Consider the following 15488-nt stretch of genomic DNA (forward strand, 5'->3'; position numbering starts at 1 on the left):
TGCATCCATGTGCTGCTAGAACTACTCATGTAGATAATACAACACATTTCAAAACAATACACGGTGCCAACCCGCCGGACCGACTCAGTCCTCCTGGAACGCCTCCTCCCGCTTGGCGCGCACGGACGGTGCCAACACCACCACCAACGCCACTGCCGCAATGGCCAGCATGGTGGCGCTGATGGGCCGGGTCACCAAGACCGAGAAATCACCCCGTGACAGCAACAAGGCACGGCGCAGGTATTCTTCCATCATGGGGCCGAGAATGAAGCCCAGCAACATGGGGGCAGGCTCACAGCGCAATTTGGTGAAGATATAACCCAAGACACCAAAACCCGCCATGAGGTAAACATCGAACACCCGGTTGTTGAGGCTAAACACCCCGATGCAACAAAACACGAGGATGACGGGGAACAGGTGGTGATACGGCACCGTGATCATCTTCACCCACATGCCGATGAGCGGCAGGTTCAGCACGATGAGGAACAGGTTGCCGATCCACATCGACACGATAATGCCCCAAAACAGTTGGGGCTGTTCCACCATGACCGATGGGCCGGGCGTGATGCCCTGGATGATCATGGCACCCACCATGAGGGCCATCACCGGGTTGGATGGAATGCCCAGTGTGAGCAAGGGAATGAAGGATGTTTGCGCACCGGCGTTGTTGGCTGACTCGGGTGCCGCCACACCTTCAATGGCGCCCTTGCCAAACTCGTGTGCGTTGGGGCTCACCTTCTTTTCGATGGAATACGCCGCAAAGGAGGCCAGCATGGCACCACCGCCGGGCAGAATGCCCAACACCGACCCCAAACCAGTGCCTCGCACAATCGGCCAGAAAATGCGCTTCAGGTCTTTCCGGGTGGGCATGAGGCCGCTCACCTTGGTAATGGACGAACTGCGCAACGCCTCTTCTTCCAGGTTCTTGATGATTTCGCCCAGGCCGAACATGCCCATGGCCAGCACCACAAAACCAATGCCCTCGGCCATGTAGGGCGAGTCAAAGGTGTAACGCTCCATGCCCGAGTTCACATCGGTGCCCACCATGCCCAGCAAGAGGCCCAGCACAATCATGCCAAAGGCTTGCAGCAGCGAGCCATGGGCCAACACCACCGAGGCCACCAGGCCCATCACCATCAGGGAAAAATACTCGGCTGGACCAAACTTCAAAGCCAGATCAGCCAGGGGTGGTGCAAACAGGGCCAGCAGCAGTGTGGCGAAAGTACCCGCCACAAACGAGCCGATGGCTGCCGTGGCCAGCGCTTTGCCCGCCTTGCCTTGCCGTGCCATTTGGTAACCATCCAGCGCAGTGACCACCGACGAGGACTCGCCCGGTAAATTGACCAGAATGGCTGTGGTGGACCCACCATACTGCGCACCGTAGTAAATGCCGGCCAGCATGATGAGGGCCGACACTGGCGGCAGCGTGAATGTCATGGGCAACAACATGGCAATGGTGGCCACCGGCCCCAAGCCGGGCAGCACACCAATGAGCGTGCCCAAAAACACACCAGCCAGGCAATACGCCAAGTTGGACAGTGTGAATGCCGCTTCCAGACCAATGCTGAGGTTGTTGAGCAATTCCATTTACGCGCCCCCCAGCCAGGTGCCAATGATGGGCATGGGAATGCCCAACCCTTTAACGAACACCAGTGCACAGAACACCGCGGAACCCAATGCAATACCCACACTCCACTTCCAGCTGAAATGCCGGCTGGCCAAGGCAGACAGCACCACCACCACCGCCACGGCTGCGGCCAGGCCTGCACCTTGCACAATAAGACCGAAGGCTGTCACGGCGACCGTGACCCAGGCCAGCTTGGTCCAGGCAAAGCCTTCAAGCGGGTCGCCCGCTTGCACAAAAGCGCGCAGGATGCACAGCAGGCCGATGCCCGCCAGCAGGTAACCCAACACGATGGGAAAGTAGCCAGGGCCCATGCGCACCGCCGTGCCCATGGGGTACTCGTCACCCAGCCAAACGGCTGCCGCACCCACCAACAGGTACAGCAGCCCCGACCAGAAATCCCGAAGATTTTTGGGCATGTGTGTATTCCGGTAAGGGCTGATGCGGTTTAGTCGGCGTACTGACCGGCCTTGGCGATGATGGGCGACCAGCGAGCAATTTCAGACTCGAGGTGCTTTTTCAACGCCTCGGGTGTGGCGCGCTTGGGGTCCACTGGTTCAGTGCCCAGGTCGGCCATGCGGGCAATCACCACGGGGTCTTTCAGTGCCAGTTGCAGCGACTTCACCAGGCGATCAATGACGAGCTTGGGCGTGCCTTTGGGGGCATACAAGCCATGCCACACCGCCACTTCAAAACCAGGCAGTCCAGACTTGTCCAGCGTTGGCAGGTCGGGCAGTGACGGCACCTTGGTTTTGGTGGTCACGGCATAGGCCTTGATTTTTCCGCCCTTGATCTGGCTGGTGGTGTTGGTGGTTTGGTCGCACATGAAGTCCACTTGGCCGCCCAGCAGGTCGTTCATGGCGGGGCCGGTGCCTTTGTAGGGAACCGTGGTCAGGTCCGTCTGGATGGCGGTCATGAAGAGCATGCCACACAGGTGGGAGGCAGAGCCAATGCCTGCGTTGGCGTAGGTCACTTTGTCTTTGTTGGCTTTCACATACGCCAAAAATTCCTGCATGTTTTTGGCCGGGAAGTCGCCCCGTGCAACGATGGTCATGGGCACATCGGTCACCAGGCCAATGAATTCGAAATCGTCCACCGGCTTGTAGCTCAGCTTGCGGTACAGCGACGGTGCGGTGGAATGACCAATGTGGTGAAGGAATATGGTGTAGCCATCGTTGGGCGATTTGGCTGCGCGACCTGCGCCGAGCGTGCCACCTGCGCCGCCCACGTTTTCAACAATCACCTGCTGCCCCAGGTCTTTGGACATGGACTGGCCCAGCAAACGCGCCACCGTGTCGGTGGGTCCGCCTGCGGCGAAGGGCACCAGCATGGTAATGGGTTTGCTCGGGTAGGGGTCGTTGGCGTGAGCTGTGCTGAATGCGCCCATGCTGAAGACGCCAATGGTTGCGGCCGCAACCAGGGCCTTGAACGAAGTTTTCACGGTAAGCCTCCTTTGGTACTGCTTTGAATGTGTTTTTTATTTATTGTTTGGCAACGCAGTCAGCATTCATGCCAACAACGCGCCGGTGCATCAGTATCTTCAGACACCCGAGCGTTCACAATGCTCGTTTTCCATAAAGTAAAACACGCTGTAAATCCGCAATACAAGCCAAAACATGCCGAAGTAACACTTCGCAACATTGCGGCCCCGGGTTGGAGGTCGTCAGATCGCCGGCTGGCGCACAAAAGGGCCAAAGCAGGCCGTCAGGTCGGCCCGTTCGCACATCAGAAACTGGTCACCCGTGCTGTGAAAGGTGATGTAAAACGTCGCCTCATGCCCGGTTTGCATCACTGTTCCCATGCAATCGGGCTGCTGGTTGTGGTCGGTGATTTTGTTGGTCCATTTGTAAAAGCCTTCACCTTCTGGCTTTTTTGCCAATGAAAACTCGGCATCGGCCTGCTGCGCCCCGCTGATCACCTGCAAGGTGCCGTCGGCCCGCATGTTGTAGATTTCATAGCAGGTGGTACCTGGCACATCAATGCGCCACGCGCCCACCAGCGGGTGGCCTTCGGGCAATGCGGTTTTGGCCAATGGGGGCGTTACTTTTAAAATGCGCCCCTGTGGTTGGTCAGTGAGCAGGTACACCGCGCCATCGGGTCCGGTTTTCACATCACGAATGCGTTCGTTGAGTTCACGAAACAAGCCTTCCACCACGACAGGCTGCCCGTTGCGCCATTGAATGCGCTGAACCATGCGGTGCGACAATGCGCCCACCAATACGCTGCCCTGCCAAGTGGGAAACAAGTTGCCGGCGTAAACCGCAATGCCCGAGGGGGCAATCGACGGGTTCCAGTACACCTGGGGTTGTTCGGTGCCGTCCACCGCTGTGTTGGGGCTGATGATGGCACCACTGTAGTCAACACCATGGGTGGCCAGTGGCCAGCCATAATTCGCCCCAGGCTTGAGTAGATTGAGTTCGTCGCCACCCCGTGCACCATGTTCATGGGCCAACAGGCGCTTGCTCGCCGGGTCCCAGACCAGGCCCTGCACATTGCGGTGGCCCCAAGTGTAAATCTCGGGCCGGGCATCGGTTCTGTTGACAAACGGATTGTCAGGCGGCACACCACCATCGCGATTCAGGCGCACGGTTTTGCCAAAATGGGTGGTCAAGTCCTGGGCTTTGTCGCGGTAATCGTAACCATCGCCCAAGGTCATCACCAAGGTGCCGTCGGGCAAAAACGCCACCCGCCCGCCAAAGTGCGCACCACCCGATTTGGCAGGCTGACTGCGAAACACCTCTTTGACTCCGGTCAATGCGCTGCCTTGCAAACGGGCGCTGGCCAGGCAGGTGTGGTTGGCCTGGCGCGTGCCACAGGCGTAACTGATGAACAGTTGTTGGGTTTTGGAAAAATCGGGGGCGGGAACCACATCGAACAAGCCGCCCTGGCCAGCCACCAGCACAGGGGGCAACCCAGTCACGGGTGGTGTTTGCAATTGCCCTTGTGCATTCATGATGCGCAAACGCCCCGGGCGTTCGGTCACCAGCTGCCGGCCATCGGGCAGAACAGCCAGCGACCAAGGGTTCTCAAGATTGTCGGCCACGGTGGTTACTGCGTAGGGCGTGAGCGTGGGCAGGGTGTTGCTGGTGGGGGCCTTCACCTGCGCCTGCACAGGGCCTGCGGCAGCCCATAAACCCAGGGTAGTCAGCAATGAACAGACAGTGGAACGAACAGCGGCTGAGCGGTACAACATGCGGAGGTCTCCAAACAGCGGGGAAAAGCGCTGTTGCATGCTAGCACCAAATCCTATTCTGCGTGTCGGTGCACCCAATCGATGATGGCGGACTGCTGACTGAACTCATCGACGGAACGGGCATGAACACCCTCGAAATTTTGCTGCCACATGGTGGACAAACCTTTACAGGGACCGATTTCCAGCAAGCAACGCACTCCCCGTTCGTACAGGCCCTGCATGCAGTCCAGCCACTGCACCGTGTGGCTCAGCTGATGGGCCAGCGCCCAACGGGCACGCTCGGGGGTGCGAACCGTGGTGCCGTCCGCATTGCAAAACAGGACGGTGTTCGGCGCTTGAAAGGCCACCGTGCTCAGCACCCGTTCAAAAGCCTGGCGGGCGGGTTCCATCAGGGTGGTGTGGGAGGCCACCGACACCGCCAACGGGCGTGCTGTCATGCCCCGGCTTTGCAATACATCGGCCAATGCTGCCAATTGCGAACGGGGCGCGCCCAACAGGGCGGTGTCCACCCCCGTGCGTATGGAGAGTTCCACTGCATAACGGGTTTGAAGCTCGGCCAACACCGCGTCGCTGTAATGGCTGATGGCCAAGAGGCCACCGGGGTGCTGTTCGCCAGCCGCATCCATACAAGCGGCGCGTTGAGGAACCAGGCGCAAGGCGTCGGCCTGCGACAAGGCACCCGCTGCCACAAAAGCACTAAGCTCACCCACGCTGTAACCCGCGTAGGCCAAGGGCTCGGGGCACTGCGGTTTCAACAAGTTCCAGGCTTGCAAACCCACACGCACCAGCAGTGGTTGAGCCACCGCATTGCTGAACAGTGCAGGGCTGTGAGCCTCGGTATTCCGCCAATGGGTGGACAACACATCCTCGGGTAGCCAGCGCAGCATGCTGGCGCTTTGCATGCCCTGCCCGGAAAACACCACGGCAAATGTCATGGCTGTGCTCCGCACACCGTATCCACCCACAGTGTGGCGGCCAATGCGTCTGCACACCCACCGGGCGATAAATTGCGTTGCACAAAGGCCGTGTGCAGCACCGCCAACACAGGCTCAACCGATGCGCCCGGCTGAAGATCCTGCAAGGCCATGCAAGCAGCTTCCCGGGCAAATTGCAGACCCGCCATGCCGCCCCGGTTGACCAGATTTGTATCGTCGATGTGGCTGAGCAAGGCCAAAAACAGCCTGCGTTGCTGTTCATCCGGGTGAAGGTGGTATTGCTGTGCCGCGCGCAGGGCGGGCAACCCCACCTCAAAAATGCAGGGAAATCCCCTGGCTGCCTCTTCCGCAGCACTGCGCAGACCATGCTGCCGACCAAGCAAGTAACCCCGGGTGTTGCGCACCTGGCGGGATTTTTGCTCAAGCTCATCGCCCCAGGCCATCTGCAAACAGTCGCGAAGGTTTTCGGCAGACAAGCGCATGGCACGGGCCTGAAGCAAACCGGCACTGGCACACAACAAGCCCAGCATGAAAATGGCACCGCGGTGGGTGTTGATGCCCCCAGTGGCCTTCAGCATGTCGACTTCCGCCTGAATACCCCGGTCTTGAAGTGTTCGAAAAGTGGCCAGTTGGGCCCCCAGGGTGACCATGTCGGCAAAATACGGCCGCAGGGCATGGATGCTGCGCAAAAAAGTGTGCGCGGTCATGTCGCGGTGGCTGCCGTTGTCCCGGAAGGACACCAAGCCAGGCTTGGGATACAAGGCCAATTCCCGATACAAGGCGACGCTGGCACTGGCTGCCAGGTTTTCGGGGCTCAACACTTGAGCCCGGGTGTTGGGCAAATGGTTCAAGCCCATGACATCAGCTCCTCCAGCGGCAGTAATTCACAGCGGGTGAGCGATTTCACCAAAATGCGCTCGGTGCGGCCTTCACGCAGGGCTTTCCACTCACGCCAGGCCATCTGTAAATGTCCGGGAAATTCCAGTTCACCATCCAGCCTGAAGGGCAAGTGGTCCTGTTCGTCTTCCAGCAAATCGACCACCTGGTCGGCGTGGGCGATGTCCTCCACGTGAATGAGGATATCCAGGTCAGAATCGGGTTTGCGATAGGCCTCACCGGTGATCAATTCCCAGGCCAGGCTGCCATACACCTGGGCCGGCGCATCCAGGTGGTGCAAACCTTTGGATAGCCGCAACAGCGGCGCATCGGCCAGACTGGCTGCCAAGGTGTCCAACGCTGGCAAAGGTTCACCAGAAACCAGTTGCGCAACCGGGGCATACAGGCTTTCCTTCCGGTGGTGAAAGCGCGCCGGCGCGGGCAAGCCCAAGCGAAGCACCTGCAGTGGGCGCTCATCGGTGGATTGTCGCCCCACGATCAAGGGGAAGTCGTTGTCAGCCCAGTGATCGAGCAGGCTGCGCAGTGCCGGCTGCGCAGCCTGTCGAGCCCAAACCAACCATTGTTCAGGATGTATCCTGACCAATTGTTGACGGTGAAACGGCACTGCAGCCAAGGCTGCAGTCCGTTGGAACAATGCCTTGTTACGCCCCTGCCACAGCATGAGCAATGTCGTGCGCTTTGGTTCGTCCACCCCGTTCCTTGCCCAGCATGGGTCGAGGGTCCTCTTGGCGATTGCTGTTCAAGGCCGACTGAAAAGCAGCACTCAGACAGGCCTGAAGGTCGCCGGTCCACAAAGACTGAACCCCACCCATGCGCACATAGTTGTTCACACCGGGTGCAAACACGGGATTATCCTTGGAGAGCTCCAACAAGCGGTCCTCTGAAATTTTGGTGACCCGCGACATGGCTGGAATGCGCATCACACGGATTTCAGCCTCTGGCAAAGCATGACATGCATCGGCAATCAGGCCCGAGGTAATGAAGCCGCCGGACAAAGCCTGGTCGTAAACCAAACCCAATACAACATGGCCCTGGCGGCGTGCGAAGTCGATGCAGCAGCCCAGGTGCGCCATGGCGCGGTTAATGCCCAGTACTTCGTCCCGGTGGCGCAATTGCTGCCCCTGGGTGTCAATCAAAAGCAAAATGGGCTGGCCAGGTTTTTGGCGAATGGTGTCCAGCACCACACGGGCTTGGGCCAGTGCCAGCTCCACACCAATCGGGGCATGGTTGGTGCTTCCCACCACCGTCCAGGCTTGGCCGTTGCACCGGCCTTCACCGCTTAAAAAATCACCTTGCTGGGTTACGCTGTGCTGCGTGCCAAACAGGGCTTGCGTCAAATCGGTCCATTGCATGATCAAGCTCCCTGGCGGTTGCGTTGCACCGCAGCCCTTACATCCGCCACCTCGGCATCGGGTATCTGTTCCGGGTTGTGGTAACCCATCAAGCGCCAAACTTCCACCGGGTCCATTTTCAGGCTCACCATGTGAGCCCGGTTCTGTAACTGCGCATGCTCCCCCTCCAGCGCCTCCAACGTGAGGGGTTTGGAAACCTGTTGTTCCAGCGCAGTCAGCAAGGCGTGCTTGAACTCGGTCACCTCGTCATCGACCAGCACATCGCAGTCACCCAACAAATAGCGGTGTTTACCGCCACTGCTGCGCCACACCAGCGCTTTGTCTTTCGCGTCGTACTCTTCAACCCCATGCGAGGCTTCAATCACCTCGGGGCCTGACATGGCCAGTCGACCCACATCGCTCATGATGACGTGGTCCGCACAGCGGGCCACAATGCCCATGCCACCAAAGCAGCCGTTGCGTCCGCCAATGGCGAATATCACTGGAATGCCGGCAGCCCGCACATTCAGAACAGCGCGCATCACTTCCGATACGCCAATCAAACCGGCATTGGCTTCATGCAAGCGCACGCCGCCCGACTCAGCCAGCACCACCACAGCCGCAGGCTTTTCCCGCAGGGCACGCTGCAACAGGCCAGTGAGCTTGGCGCCGTGCACCTCGCCCACACCACCCCCCATGAATTCGCCTTCCTGCGCCGCCACCAGAATGCGGTGCCCACCGAGTGTGGCTTCGCCCACCGCGATGCCATCGTCAAATGAACAGGGCACACCCAGTTGTTCCAAGTGCGGGCTGGTTTGCCGTGCACTGGGCGGTAGCAATTCGCGGAAGCTGCCGGTATCGACCAAAGCGGCCAGCCGCTCGCGGGCTGAACATTCGGCGTAGCTCCACTGCTGAAGGTTGCTCATGCGCCAGCCTCCGCCAAGGCCTGTTCCAAACGCAAACTGACCACCGCCGGAGTGGCACCCATGTCGTGAATGCTGATGCGCACACCCTTCAGCGGATGCTTTCGGTGAAAGTCGCGGCAAACCGCTTCCCAAATGTGGGCAAAGCCCCGCGCCGAGGTGTGAATGTTGAATTCACAATGCGTATTTTCACAAGGCTCCACCAACACCTCCAGATTGCCCGAACCCACCACGCCCACCAGGGCATCGGGTTTGGGTTGAAAGGCCTGCGTGCCCGCAAACGAAAAATTCAGGTGTTCTACACCCACTGCATGTCCCATGGCCACGCACTCCTTACCAATTTCTGAAACGTTGAGGTGGGCTGTACAGGCCATCGGAGGCCCGCACCAAATCCCGCATGCTGCGTGCGGCCAACAAATTGCGAGTGGCCTGTCGGGGGTCGATACCCAAGTCAGATGGTCGCTGGATGACGCCGCGGTCCCGCAGGTTTTCAACCATGCGGTGGTCACGCGCCAGGCCCACCGGTGTGTAGCCTGCCACGCCGCGAATGGCTTGCTCGCGTTCTTCGTCGGTGCGGCACAGCAGCAAGTTGGCAATGCCTTCCTCGGTCAGAATGTGGGTTACATCCTCGCCGTAAATCATGATGGGGGGCAGCTCCATCTTGGCCTGTTCGGCCAGTTGCCAGGCATCCAGTGTTTCCACAAACGCCGGTTGCATGTGCTCGCGGAAGGTTTCCACCATTTGCACCACCAGCTTTTGCCCCCGGGGTGTGCCGCGTGCACCACCCAAACCGGTGCGGGCCTGTTCGCCCGCCTTTAGCCAGGCCGGGCTGCAATGGCGTCGGCCACGGGCATCCGAGCCCATGTTGGGTGCGCCACCAAACCCGGCAATGCGGCCCAGCGTGGCGGTGGAACTATTGCCATTCAGGTCGATTTGCAGGGTTGAACCGATGAAGAGATCACAGGCGTAATGACCCGCCGCCTGACAGAATGCGCGATTGCTCCGCATGCTGCCATCCGGCCCTGTGAAAAAAATGTCTGAGCGAGCACGAATGTAATTTTCCATGCCCAGCTCAGAACCAAAGGAGTGGATTGATTTCACCCAGCCCGCCTCGATGGCAGGAATCAATGCCGGGTGGGGGTTCAAGGCCCAGTGTTGGCAAATTTGGCCTTTCAAACCCAGCTCCTCGCCGTAGGTGGGCAGGAGCAATTCAATGGCGGCGGTGTCAAAACCAATACCGTGGTTCAGGCTTTGCACCTGGTACGGGGCATAGATGCCCTTGATGGCCATCATGGCCATGAGTACCTGAATTTCTGAAATCTGTGCAGGGTCGCGGGTAAACAGCGGCTCGATGAAATGGTGCTTGGGCGCCTTCACCACAAAGCTCACCCAATCGGCCGGCACGTCAATGCGCGGCAAGGTGTCCACCAGTTCATTCACCTGCGCAATCACAATGCCCCCCGAAAAGGCCGTGGCCTCGACAATGGCGGGCGTGTCTTCGGTGTTGGGGCCCGTGTACAGGTTGCCCTGCGCGTCGGCGCTGTGGGCAGCAATCAGCGACACATTCGGAATGAGGTCGATGAAGTAACGACCAAACAATTCCAGATAGGTGTGGATGGCGCCCACTTCGAGTTGACCTGAGGACACCAGCTTGGCCAGGCGAGCGCTTTGCGGTCCGGAGAAAGAGAAATCCAGCCGTTTGGCAATGCCCTGCTCGAACACATCCAGGTGCTGCGGCAAAGCCAGCACCGACTGCAGCATGTGCAGGTTATTCACCCGTGCCGGGTTCACCTGCACCAAAGCCTTGGCCAAAAAATCGGCCTGCTTCTGGTTGTTGCCCTCCAGGCAAACGCGGTCAAAGGGTTGCAGCACCGTGTTGAGCAAATCGACTGTGCGGTGGTGCGGCAGCACCTTGCCGGTCAGGTCGTTGCCCAGCGCCTGTGCAGCCTTGTTCAGGCGTTGCAGGCGCTGGGTTTCACGGGTGTTCCAAATGCGGCCGCCCATGTCAGTTGCCTCCACCCAAGGGGCCCATCACCGCATCGGGCAATGCGGTGGCAATGCCGGGGAAAATGCAGATGAGCAACACCGCCAACAGCATCAGCACCACAAAGGGCATGACACCCCAAATGATGTCTTTCAGCGGAATGTCGGGGGCAATGTTTTTGATCACAAAAATGTTCAGGCCCACGGGTGGGTGAATAAGGCCGGTTTCCATCACGATGGTCATCAAAATGCCAAACCAGATGAGGTCAAAACCGGCGGCCTTCAACGGTGGCAGCACAATTGGCGACAACATCAAAATAATGCTGACCGGTGGCAGGAAAAAGCCCAGCACAATCACGAGGAAGAGAATGGTGGCCAGCAACACCCACTTGGACAAATGCAGACTGACGATCCATTCGGCAGCCGACTGACTGATGTGCAGGTAGCTCATCACATACGAGAAGAGCAGCGACATGCCGATGATGAACATCAACATGGTGGACTCTTTCAAGGTGCTTTGCAGAATGGGCGTGACATCTTTAATGCGCCACACGCCATACACCACAGCGATCAGGGCCAGTGCCAACAGGGCGCCCAAACCAGCGGTCTCAGACGGTGTGGCATAACCGCCGTACAAGGCAATCATCACACCAATCAACAGCACCACAAACGGGCCCACACGCGGCATCATCTCGAACTTTTCACGCAGGGTGAAATGCTCTTTCAGCAGCAAAGGCGACTCTTGACCATTCGATTCGAACGCGGCCTTGGCTTTGCGGTACTCGCGGGTGTACTGGAATGCCGCAAACGCTGCGAACAAACCCACCAGCAACAGGCCGGGGCCAATGCCCGCCAGAAACAAACGGCCCAGCGACTGCTCGGCCGCCACGGCGTACAAAATCATGGTGATGGACGGTGGCAACAAAATGCCCAAGGTGCCGCCCGCTGCAATAATGCCCGCTGCAAAACCGGGGGAGTAACCGCGCTTGCGCATTTCCGGTATGCCTGCACTGCCAATGGCTGAACAGGTGGCCGGGCTAGAGCCTGCCATGGCCGCAAACAGCGCACAGGCAAACACGTTGGCAATGCCCAAGCCACCGGGAATTTTGGCCATCCACACATGCATGGCGGCGTACAAGTCTTGCCCTGCCCTGCTTTTGCCAATCGCCGCACCTTTAAGAATGAAGAGCGGAATTGACAACAAGGTGATGCTGGCCATTTCCTCATACACGTTTTGCGTCACGGTATCGAGCGAACTTTCCGGCATGAAGAAGTACATGAAGATGATGGCCACGCCGCCCAGTGCAAACGAAATGGGCGTGCCCGAAAACATCACAAAAAAAGTGACTGCCGTAAACAGCAGTCCAAGGGCGACCATGCTCATTTGCCAGCCCCCAGGAACAGCACGCGAACTCGCGCAACGGATTGAAGTGCCAATTGGATACTCACGAGGGTCATGCCCAGTGACATGAGAATGTAGGGAATCCACAGGGGCGGCGCCCAGGTGGAGGATGTGGTTTGCCCGTCGACCCAGGCTTCATGAAACAGGGTCCACGACTTCCAGGTGAAGAATGCGCAAAACGCCAGCGAGAACAGGTCAATCAGTGCAAAGCGAAATTTGTTGACCCCCTTGGGCAATATGCCCGCCACCGCCTCAATGCCAATGTGCCCGCGCAGCGACTGCACAAAGGAGCCGGTCAGGAAGGTGGCACCCACCAGACAAAACACCGCAGCTTCGTCTTGCCAGTCGGTGGACAAATTGAACAGAAAGCGCCCCACCACGCTGTAAGTCAGAATGATGGAGGCAGCCAGCAAACCGAGCATGCCCAGCATCACCATGGCCTTGTTGACCCACAACATGAGGCGGGCCAAGGGCATGAGGAATGCAGGCATTCCGGGTTCGATTTCGGCGACTTGCGCCGGCTTCATCTCGAACCCGTGGCTCATATCAGCTTCAACGCTGCTTTCATCAGCGCCTCGCACGACTCGTTGCGTTCAGCGAAGTCTTTCCAGGCAGTTTCGCGTGCAATGGCCTGCCATTTTTTCACGATGGTATCGTCCATGTCGTACACCTTGGCACCCGCTTTGGCGTACACCTCGGCGCAAGCCTTGTCATCGGCTTTGGCCGACTCCATGCCAAATTTTTCCATGGCCGCGCCCACTTCCAGAATGGCGTCCTGCTGGGCTTTGGGCAACTTGCCAAACACTTCCTTGGAAATCATCAGTGGCTCGAGCATGAACCAGTAGGTGCGGTTGCGGCCCGAGGTGAGGTGCTTGGCAATTTCCTCCAGCTTGAACGACATGAAGCTGGTGGATGAGGTCATGGCGGCGTCCATGGCGCCGGTTTGCATGGCGGCATAAATTTCGTTGGAGGGCAGCGAAATAACGGACGCACCCGCGGCCTTCAAGACCATGTCCATCTCGCGGCTGCCACCGCGCACCTTCAGGCCTTTGGAATCTTCGGGCGACACCAGCGCCCGGCTCTTGCTGGCCACACCACCGGCTTGCCAAATCCAGCTCACAATCATCACACCCTTGGCGTCCAGGGTTTTGGTGAGCAGCTTGCCAGCTTCAGAATTTTTCCACGCGGCGCCCACTTCGTAGCTGGGCACCAGCGCAGGCATCAGTCCGATGTTGGTCTCGGGCACTTCGCCGCCGGCGTACGACAAGGGCACCAGCGACATGTCCAGCGCGCCCTTGCGCATGGCCGAGAACTGGGCGTTGGTTTTCATGAGCGACGAACCGGGGTAGATGGCGCACTTCAGCGCACCGGCGGTTTTCTTTTCGACATCGGCGGCAAACTGGCGGCACAGGCGGTCACGGAAATCACCGTCGGTCAGGGTGCCACCGGGGAACTGGTGGGAAATCTTCAAGCCAGCCTGCTGAGCCAAAGCCCAGGTTGGCAGGCCACCGATGGCGGCCCCCAATGCAGCGCCGGCGCCCATTTTCATGAAATCACGTCGATCCATGCTCATCTCACACTCCTCTTCTCTTCTTGGTTAAATGGTTGCCTGTTATTAGGCTTTTGTTGTTTTGTATAATTAGAACCACTTTTTGTATACAAAAAACACCTTCGTTTTCCCTAATTCGGATACACTCGATGACAGATCATTGGGTTTGGTGACGCATGAGCAAGCTGTCGGATGAGTTGAGAGAGCGCATAGAGCAAGACATTGCCACGGGTGTTTTGGGCCCCGGCACTCACCTGGACGAGGCCGAGCTGGCCGAGCGTTTTGACGTGTCCCGCACGCCCATTCGAGAAGCCATCTCCATGTTAGCGGGCGAAGGTTTGGTGGAAATTCGGCCAAGACGCGGTGCTGTGGTGGTGCAAATTACCCCCCAACGCCTGTTTGAAATGTTTGAAGTGATGGCCGAGCTGGAAGCCATGTGTGCCCGCCTGGCGGCGCGCCGCATCAACGACAAAGAACTGATCCAACTACAGGCCGCGCACGACGCGTGCCGCAAAGCGGCTGCCAGCGCCGACACCGATGCCTACTTTTACGCCAACGAGAATTTTCACCGGCTGATTTACACCTGCAGCCGCAACACTTTTTTAACGGAAGAAGCCGCAGCCCTGCAACGCAAACTGAGGCCCTACCGGCGCTTGCAGTTGCGGGTTAAAAACCGATTGCAGAAGTCGTTTGATGAGCACCAAAGTGTGCTGGACGCGCTGGCCGCCCATGAAGAACAAAAGGCGGCCACGCTGTTGCGCAACCATGTGCTGGTGCAAGGTGAGCGCTTTGCCGACCTGCTGGCCAGCCTGGCGCAAATGGAAACCCAATAAGGGATACGTCTGAAGACTTAGCCGTAAACCGCCACCACCTGGTAACCCAACGAGGCCAATTGGCCTGATGGGGTCCACAACTTGGCACTTTGGTTCACGTAACCATCCGAGCCTGCGGTGGTTTCCATGTCAATCTGAAACCAACCCTCTTCCAGATTGCCAGCGGGCAACGGCGGCAATTCCAGCGACCATGACACCGAACTGGCCATCACTGGGCCCTTGAAGTGGCTCAGGCATGGCGTGGGCGGGCCGTCACTCAACATGACAATTAACACCTCGGGGCTGATGCCCGCGTCTTTGGCGCGGATGTAGATGCCACTTTCCCAGAACGGGTTGCCCATGTAGGGAATGCTGCCCACGGCCCAGCGCATTTCAACATGCTGCAAAAAGTTGGGCGTGATTTTGGGAATGAAGGGCAGCGCAGGAATGTCATCCACCGCCTTGGGCAGTGGCGTGCGGGTGGGCGTGCGCAGGGGCAACTGGGTTTCTCGGGCAGCACCAAACACACCCACCACCAGGCCGGCCAGCGTGTCGTCACTGTAAATTTCGCAATGCACCTGGCTCACGCTTTTGCCCTGGCGCAGCAGGCGGGTTTTGTAATGCACCTCACCCACTGCCACTGGGCCCACAAAATTGGTTTGCAGTGCGCGCAGCGGCATGTCCAGCCCCAGCGTGTCGCGCATGGCCACCACAGCCAGTGCACTCAAAAAACCACCGAACATGGTGCGGCCCTGGGCCCAATCTTCGGTGGCGGTGTAGGTCACCGTGTCGCCATCCAAACGGCGGCCGGACAGAATTTCAGACAGTGCAACAGTCAT

16 protein-coding genes are annotated in these 15488 nt (G+C 58.8%); 1 reads left to right on the forward strand and 15 read right to left on the reverse strand.

Annotated features, from left to right (window positions below):
- Positions 1 to 84: 84 nt before the first annotated feature.
- The 14 genes from NQT62_RS01960 to dctP all read right to left on the reverse strand — a co-directional run bounded on the left by NQT62_RS01960 (position 85) and on the right by dctP (position 13861).
- The gene (locus NQT62_RS01960) at positions 85 to 1587 is read right to left on the reverse strand and encodes a tripartite tricarboxylate transporter permease (protein WP_256762874.1); all 1503 of its coding nucleotides are present in this window, start codon (positions 1585 to 1587) and stop codon (positions 85 to 87) included.
- Complete coding sequence (locus NQT62_RS01965) at positions 1588 to 2043, reverse strand: tripartite tricarboxylate transporter TctB family protein (RefSeq protein WP_256762875.1); 456 nt, start codon at positions 2041 to 2043, stop codon at positions 1588 to 1590. It abuts the gene before it with no gap.
- Positions 2044 to 2072: 29 nt separating this feature from the next.
- Entirely contained in the window at positions 2073 to 3011 is a 939-nt protein-coding gene (locus tag NQT62_RS01970) for a tripartite tricarboxylate transporter substrate binding protein BugD (RefSeq protein ID WP_256763518.1), read from the reverse strand.
- 276 nt (positions 3012 to 3287) lie between these two features.
- Positions 3288 to 4856 (reverse strand): PQQ-dependent sugar dehydrogenase, encoded by a 1569-nt coding sequence (locus NQT62_RS01975; protein ID WP_256762876.1) that lies wholly within the window; start codon positions 4854 to 4856, stop codon positions 3288 to 3290.
- A gap of 14 nt (positions 4857 to 4870) precedes the next feature.
- On the reverse strand, positions 4871 to 5752 hold the full coding sequence (locus NQT62_RS01980) for an ACP S-malonyltransferase (RefSeq protein WP_256762878.1): 882 nt from the start codon (positions 5750 to 5752) through the stop codon (positions 4871 to 4873).
- Positions 5749 to 6609: a triphosphoribosyl-dephospho-CoA synthase gene (locus NQT62_RS01985; protein ID WP_256762879.1), complete on the reverse strand. Its 861-nt coding sequence runs from the start codon at positions 6607 to 6609 to the stop codon at positions 5749 to 5751. The genes NQT62_RS01980 and NQT62_RS01985 overlap by 4 nt, the downstream gene beginning before the upstream one ends.
- Entirely contained in the window at positions 6600 to 7310 is a 711-nt protein-coding gene (gene mdcG, locus NQT62_RS01990) for a malonate decarboxylase holo-[acyl-carrier-protein] synthase (RefSeq protein ID WP_256762880.1), read from the reverse strand. The genes NQT62_RS01985 and mdcG overlap by 10 nt, the downstream gene beginning before the upstream one ends.
- Complete coding sequence (mdcE, locus tag NQT62_RS01995) at positions 7291 to 8001, reverse strand: biotin-independent malonate decarboxylase subunit gamma (RefSeq protein WP_256762881.1); 711 nt, start codon at positions 7999 to 8001, stop codon at positions 7291 to 7293. Before mdcE ends, mdcG begins: the two co-directional genes overlap by 20 nt.
- A 2-nt stretch (positions 8002 to 8003) precedes the next feature.
- Entirely contained in the window at positions 8004 to 8906 is a 903-nt protein-coding gene (locus tag NQT62_RS02000) for a biotin-independent malonate decarboxylase subunit beta (protein ID WP_256762882.1), read from the reverse strand.
- Positions 8903 to 9223 carry a malonate decarboxylase acyl carrier protein gene (gene mdcC / locus NQT62_RS02005; protein ID WP_256762883.1) on the reverse strand — a complete coding sequence of 107 codons (321 nt, stop codon included), beginning with the start codon at positions 9221 to 9223 and terminating at the stop codon, positions 8903 to 8905. The genes NQT62_RS02000 and mdcC overlap by 4 nt, the downstream gene beginning before the upstream one ends.
- 13 nt (positions 9224 to 9236) lie before the next feature.
- Positions 9237 to 10907: a malonate decarboxylase subunit alpha gene (gene mdcA / locus NQT62_RS02010; protein ID WP_256762885.1), complete on the reverse strand. Its 1671-nt coding sequence runs from the start codon at positions 10905 to 10907 to the stop codon at positions 9237 to 9239.
- A 1-nt stretch (position 10908) separates the two neighbouring features.
- Positions 10909 to 12270: a TRAP transporter large permease gene (locus NQT62_RS02015; protein ID WP_256762886.1), complete on the reverse strand. Its 1362-nt coding sequence runs from the start codon at positions 12268 to 12270 to the stop codon at positions 10909 to 10911.
- Positions 12267 to 12833 (reverse strand): TRAP transporter small permease, encoded by a 567-nt coding sequence (locus tag NQT62_RS02020; RefSeq protein WP_256762887.1) that lies wholly within the window; start codon positions 12831 to 12833, stop codon positions 12267 to 12269. Before NQT62_RS02020 ends, NQT62_RS02015 begins: the two co-directional genes overlap by 4 nt.
- On the reverse strand, positions 12830 to 13861 hold the full coding sequence (gene dctP, locus NQT62_RS02025) for a TRAP transporter substrate-binding protein DctP (protein WP_370569114.1): 1032 nt from the start codon (positions 13859 to 13861) through the stop codon (positions 12830 to 12832). Before dctP ends, NQT62_RS02020 begins: the two co-directional genes overlap by 4 nt.
- A gap of 152 nt (positions 13862 to 14013) precedes the next feature.
- Between dctP and NQT62_RS02030 the strand changes: the two genes are divergently transcribed.
- Positions 14014 to 14670 carry a GntR family transcriptional regulator gene (locus NQT62_RS02030; RefSeq protein WP_256762888.1) on the forward strand — a complete coding sequence of 219 codons (657 nt, stop codon included), beginning with the start codon at positions 14014 to 14016 and terminating at the stop codon, positions 14668 to 14670.
- A 17-nt stretch (positions 14671 to 14687) separates the two neighbouring features.
- Here the strand turns inward: NQT62_RS02030 and NQT62_RS02035 are convergent, their stop codons facing one another.
- The gene (locus NQT62_RS02035) at positions 14688 to 15488 is read right to left on the reverse strand and encodes a thioesterase family protein (protein ID WP_256762889.1); all 801 of its coding nucleotides are present in this window, start codon (positions 15486 to 15488) and stop codon (positions 14688 to 14690) included.

Origin of the sequence: Limnobacter humi, from assembly GCF_024518835.1 — a bacterium.
In the GTDB taxonomy this organism is placed as follows: Bacteria; Pseudomonadota; Gammaproteobacteria; order Burkholderiales; family Burkholderiaceae_B; genus Limnobacter; species Limnobacter humi.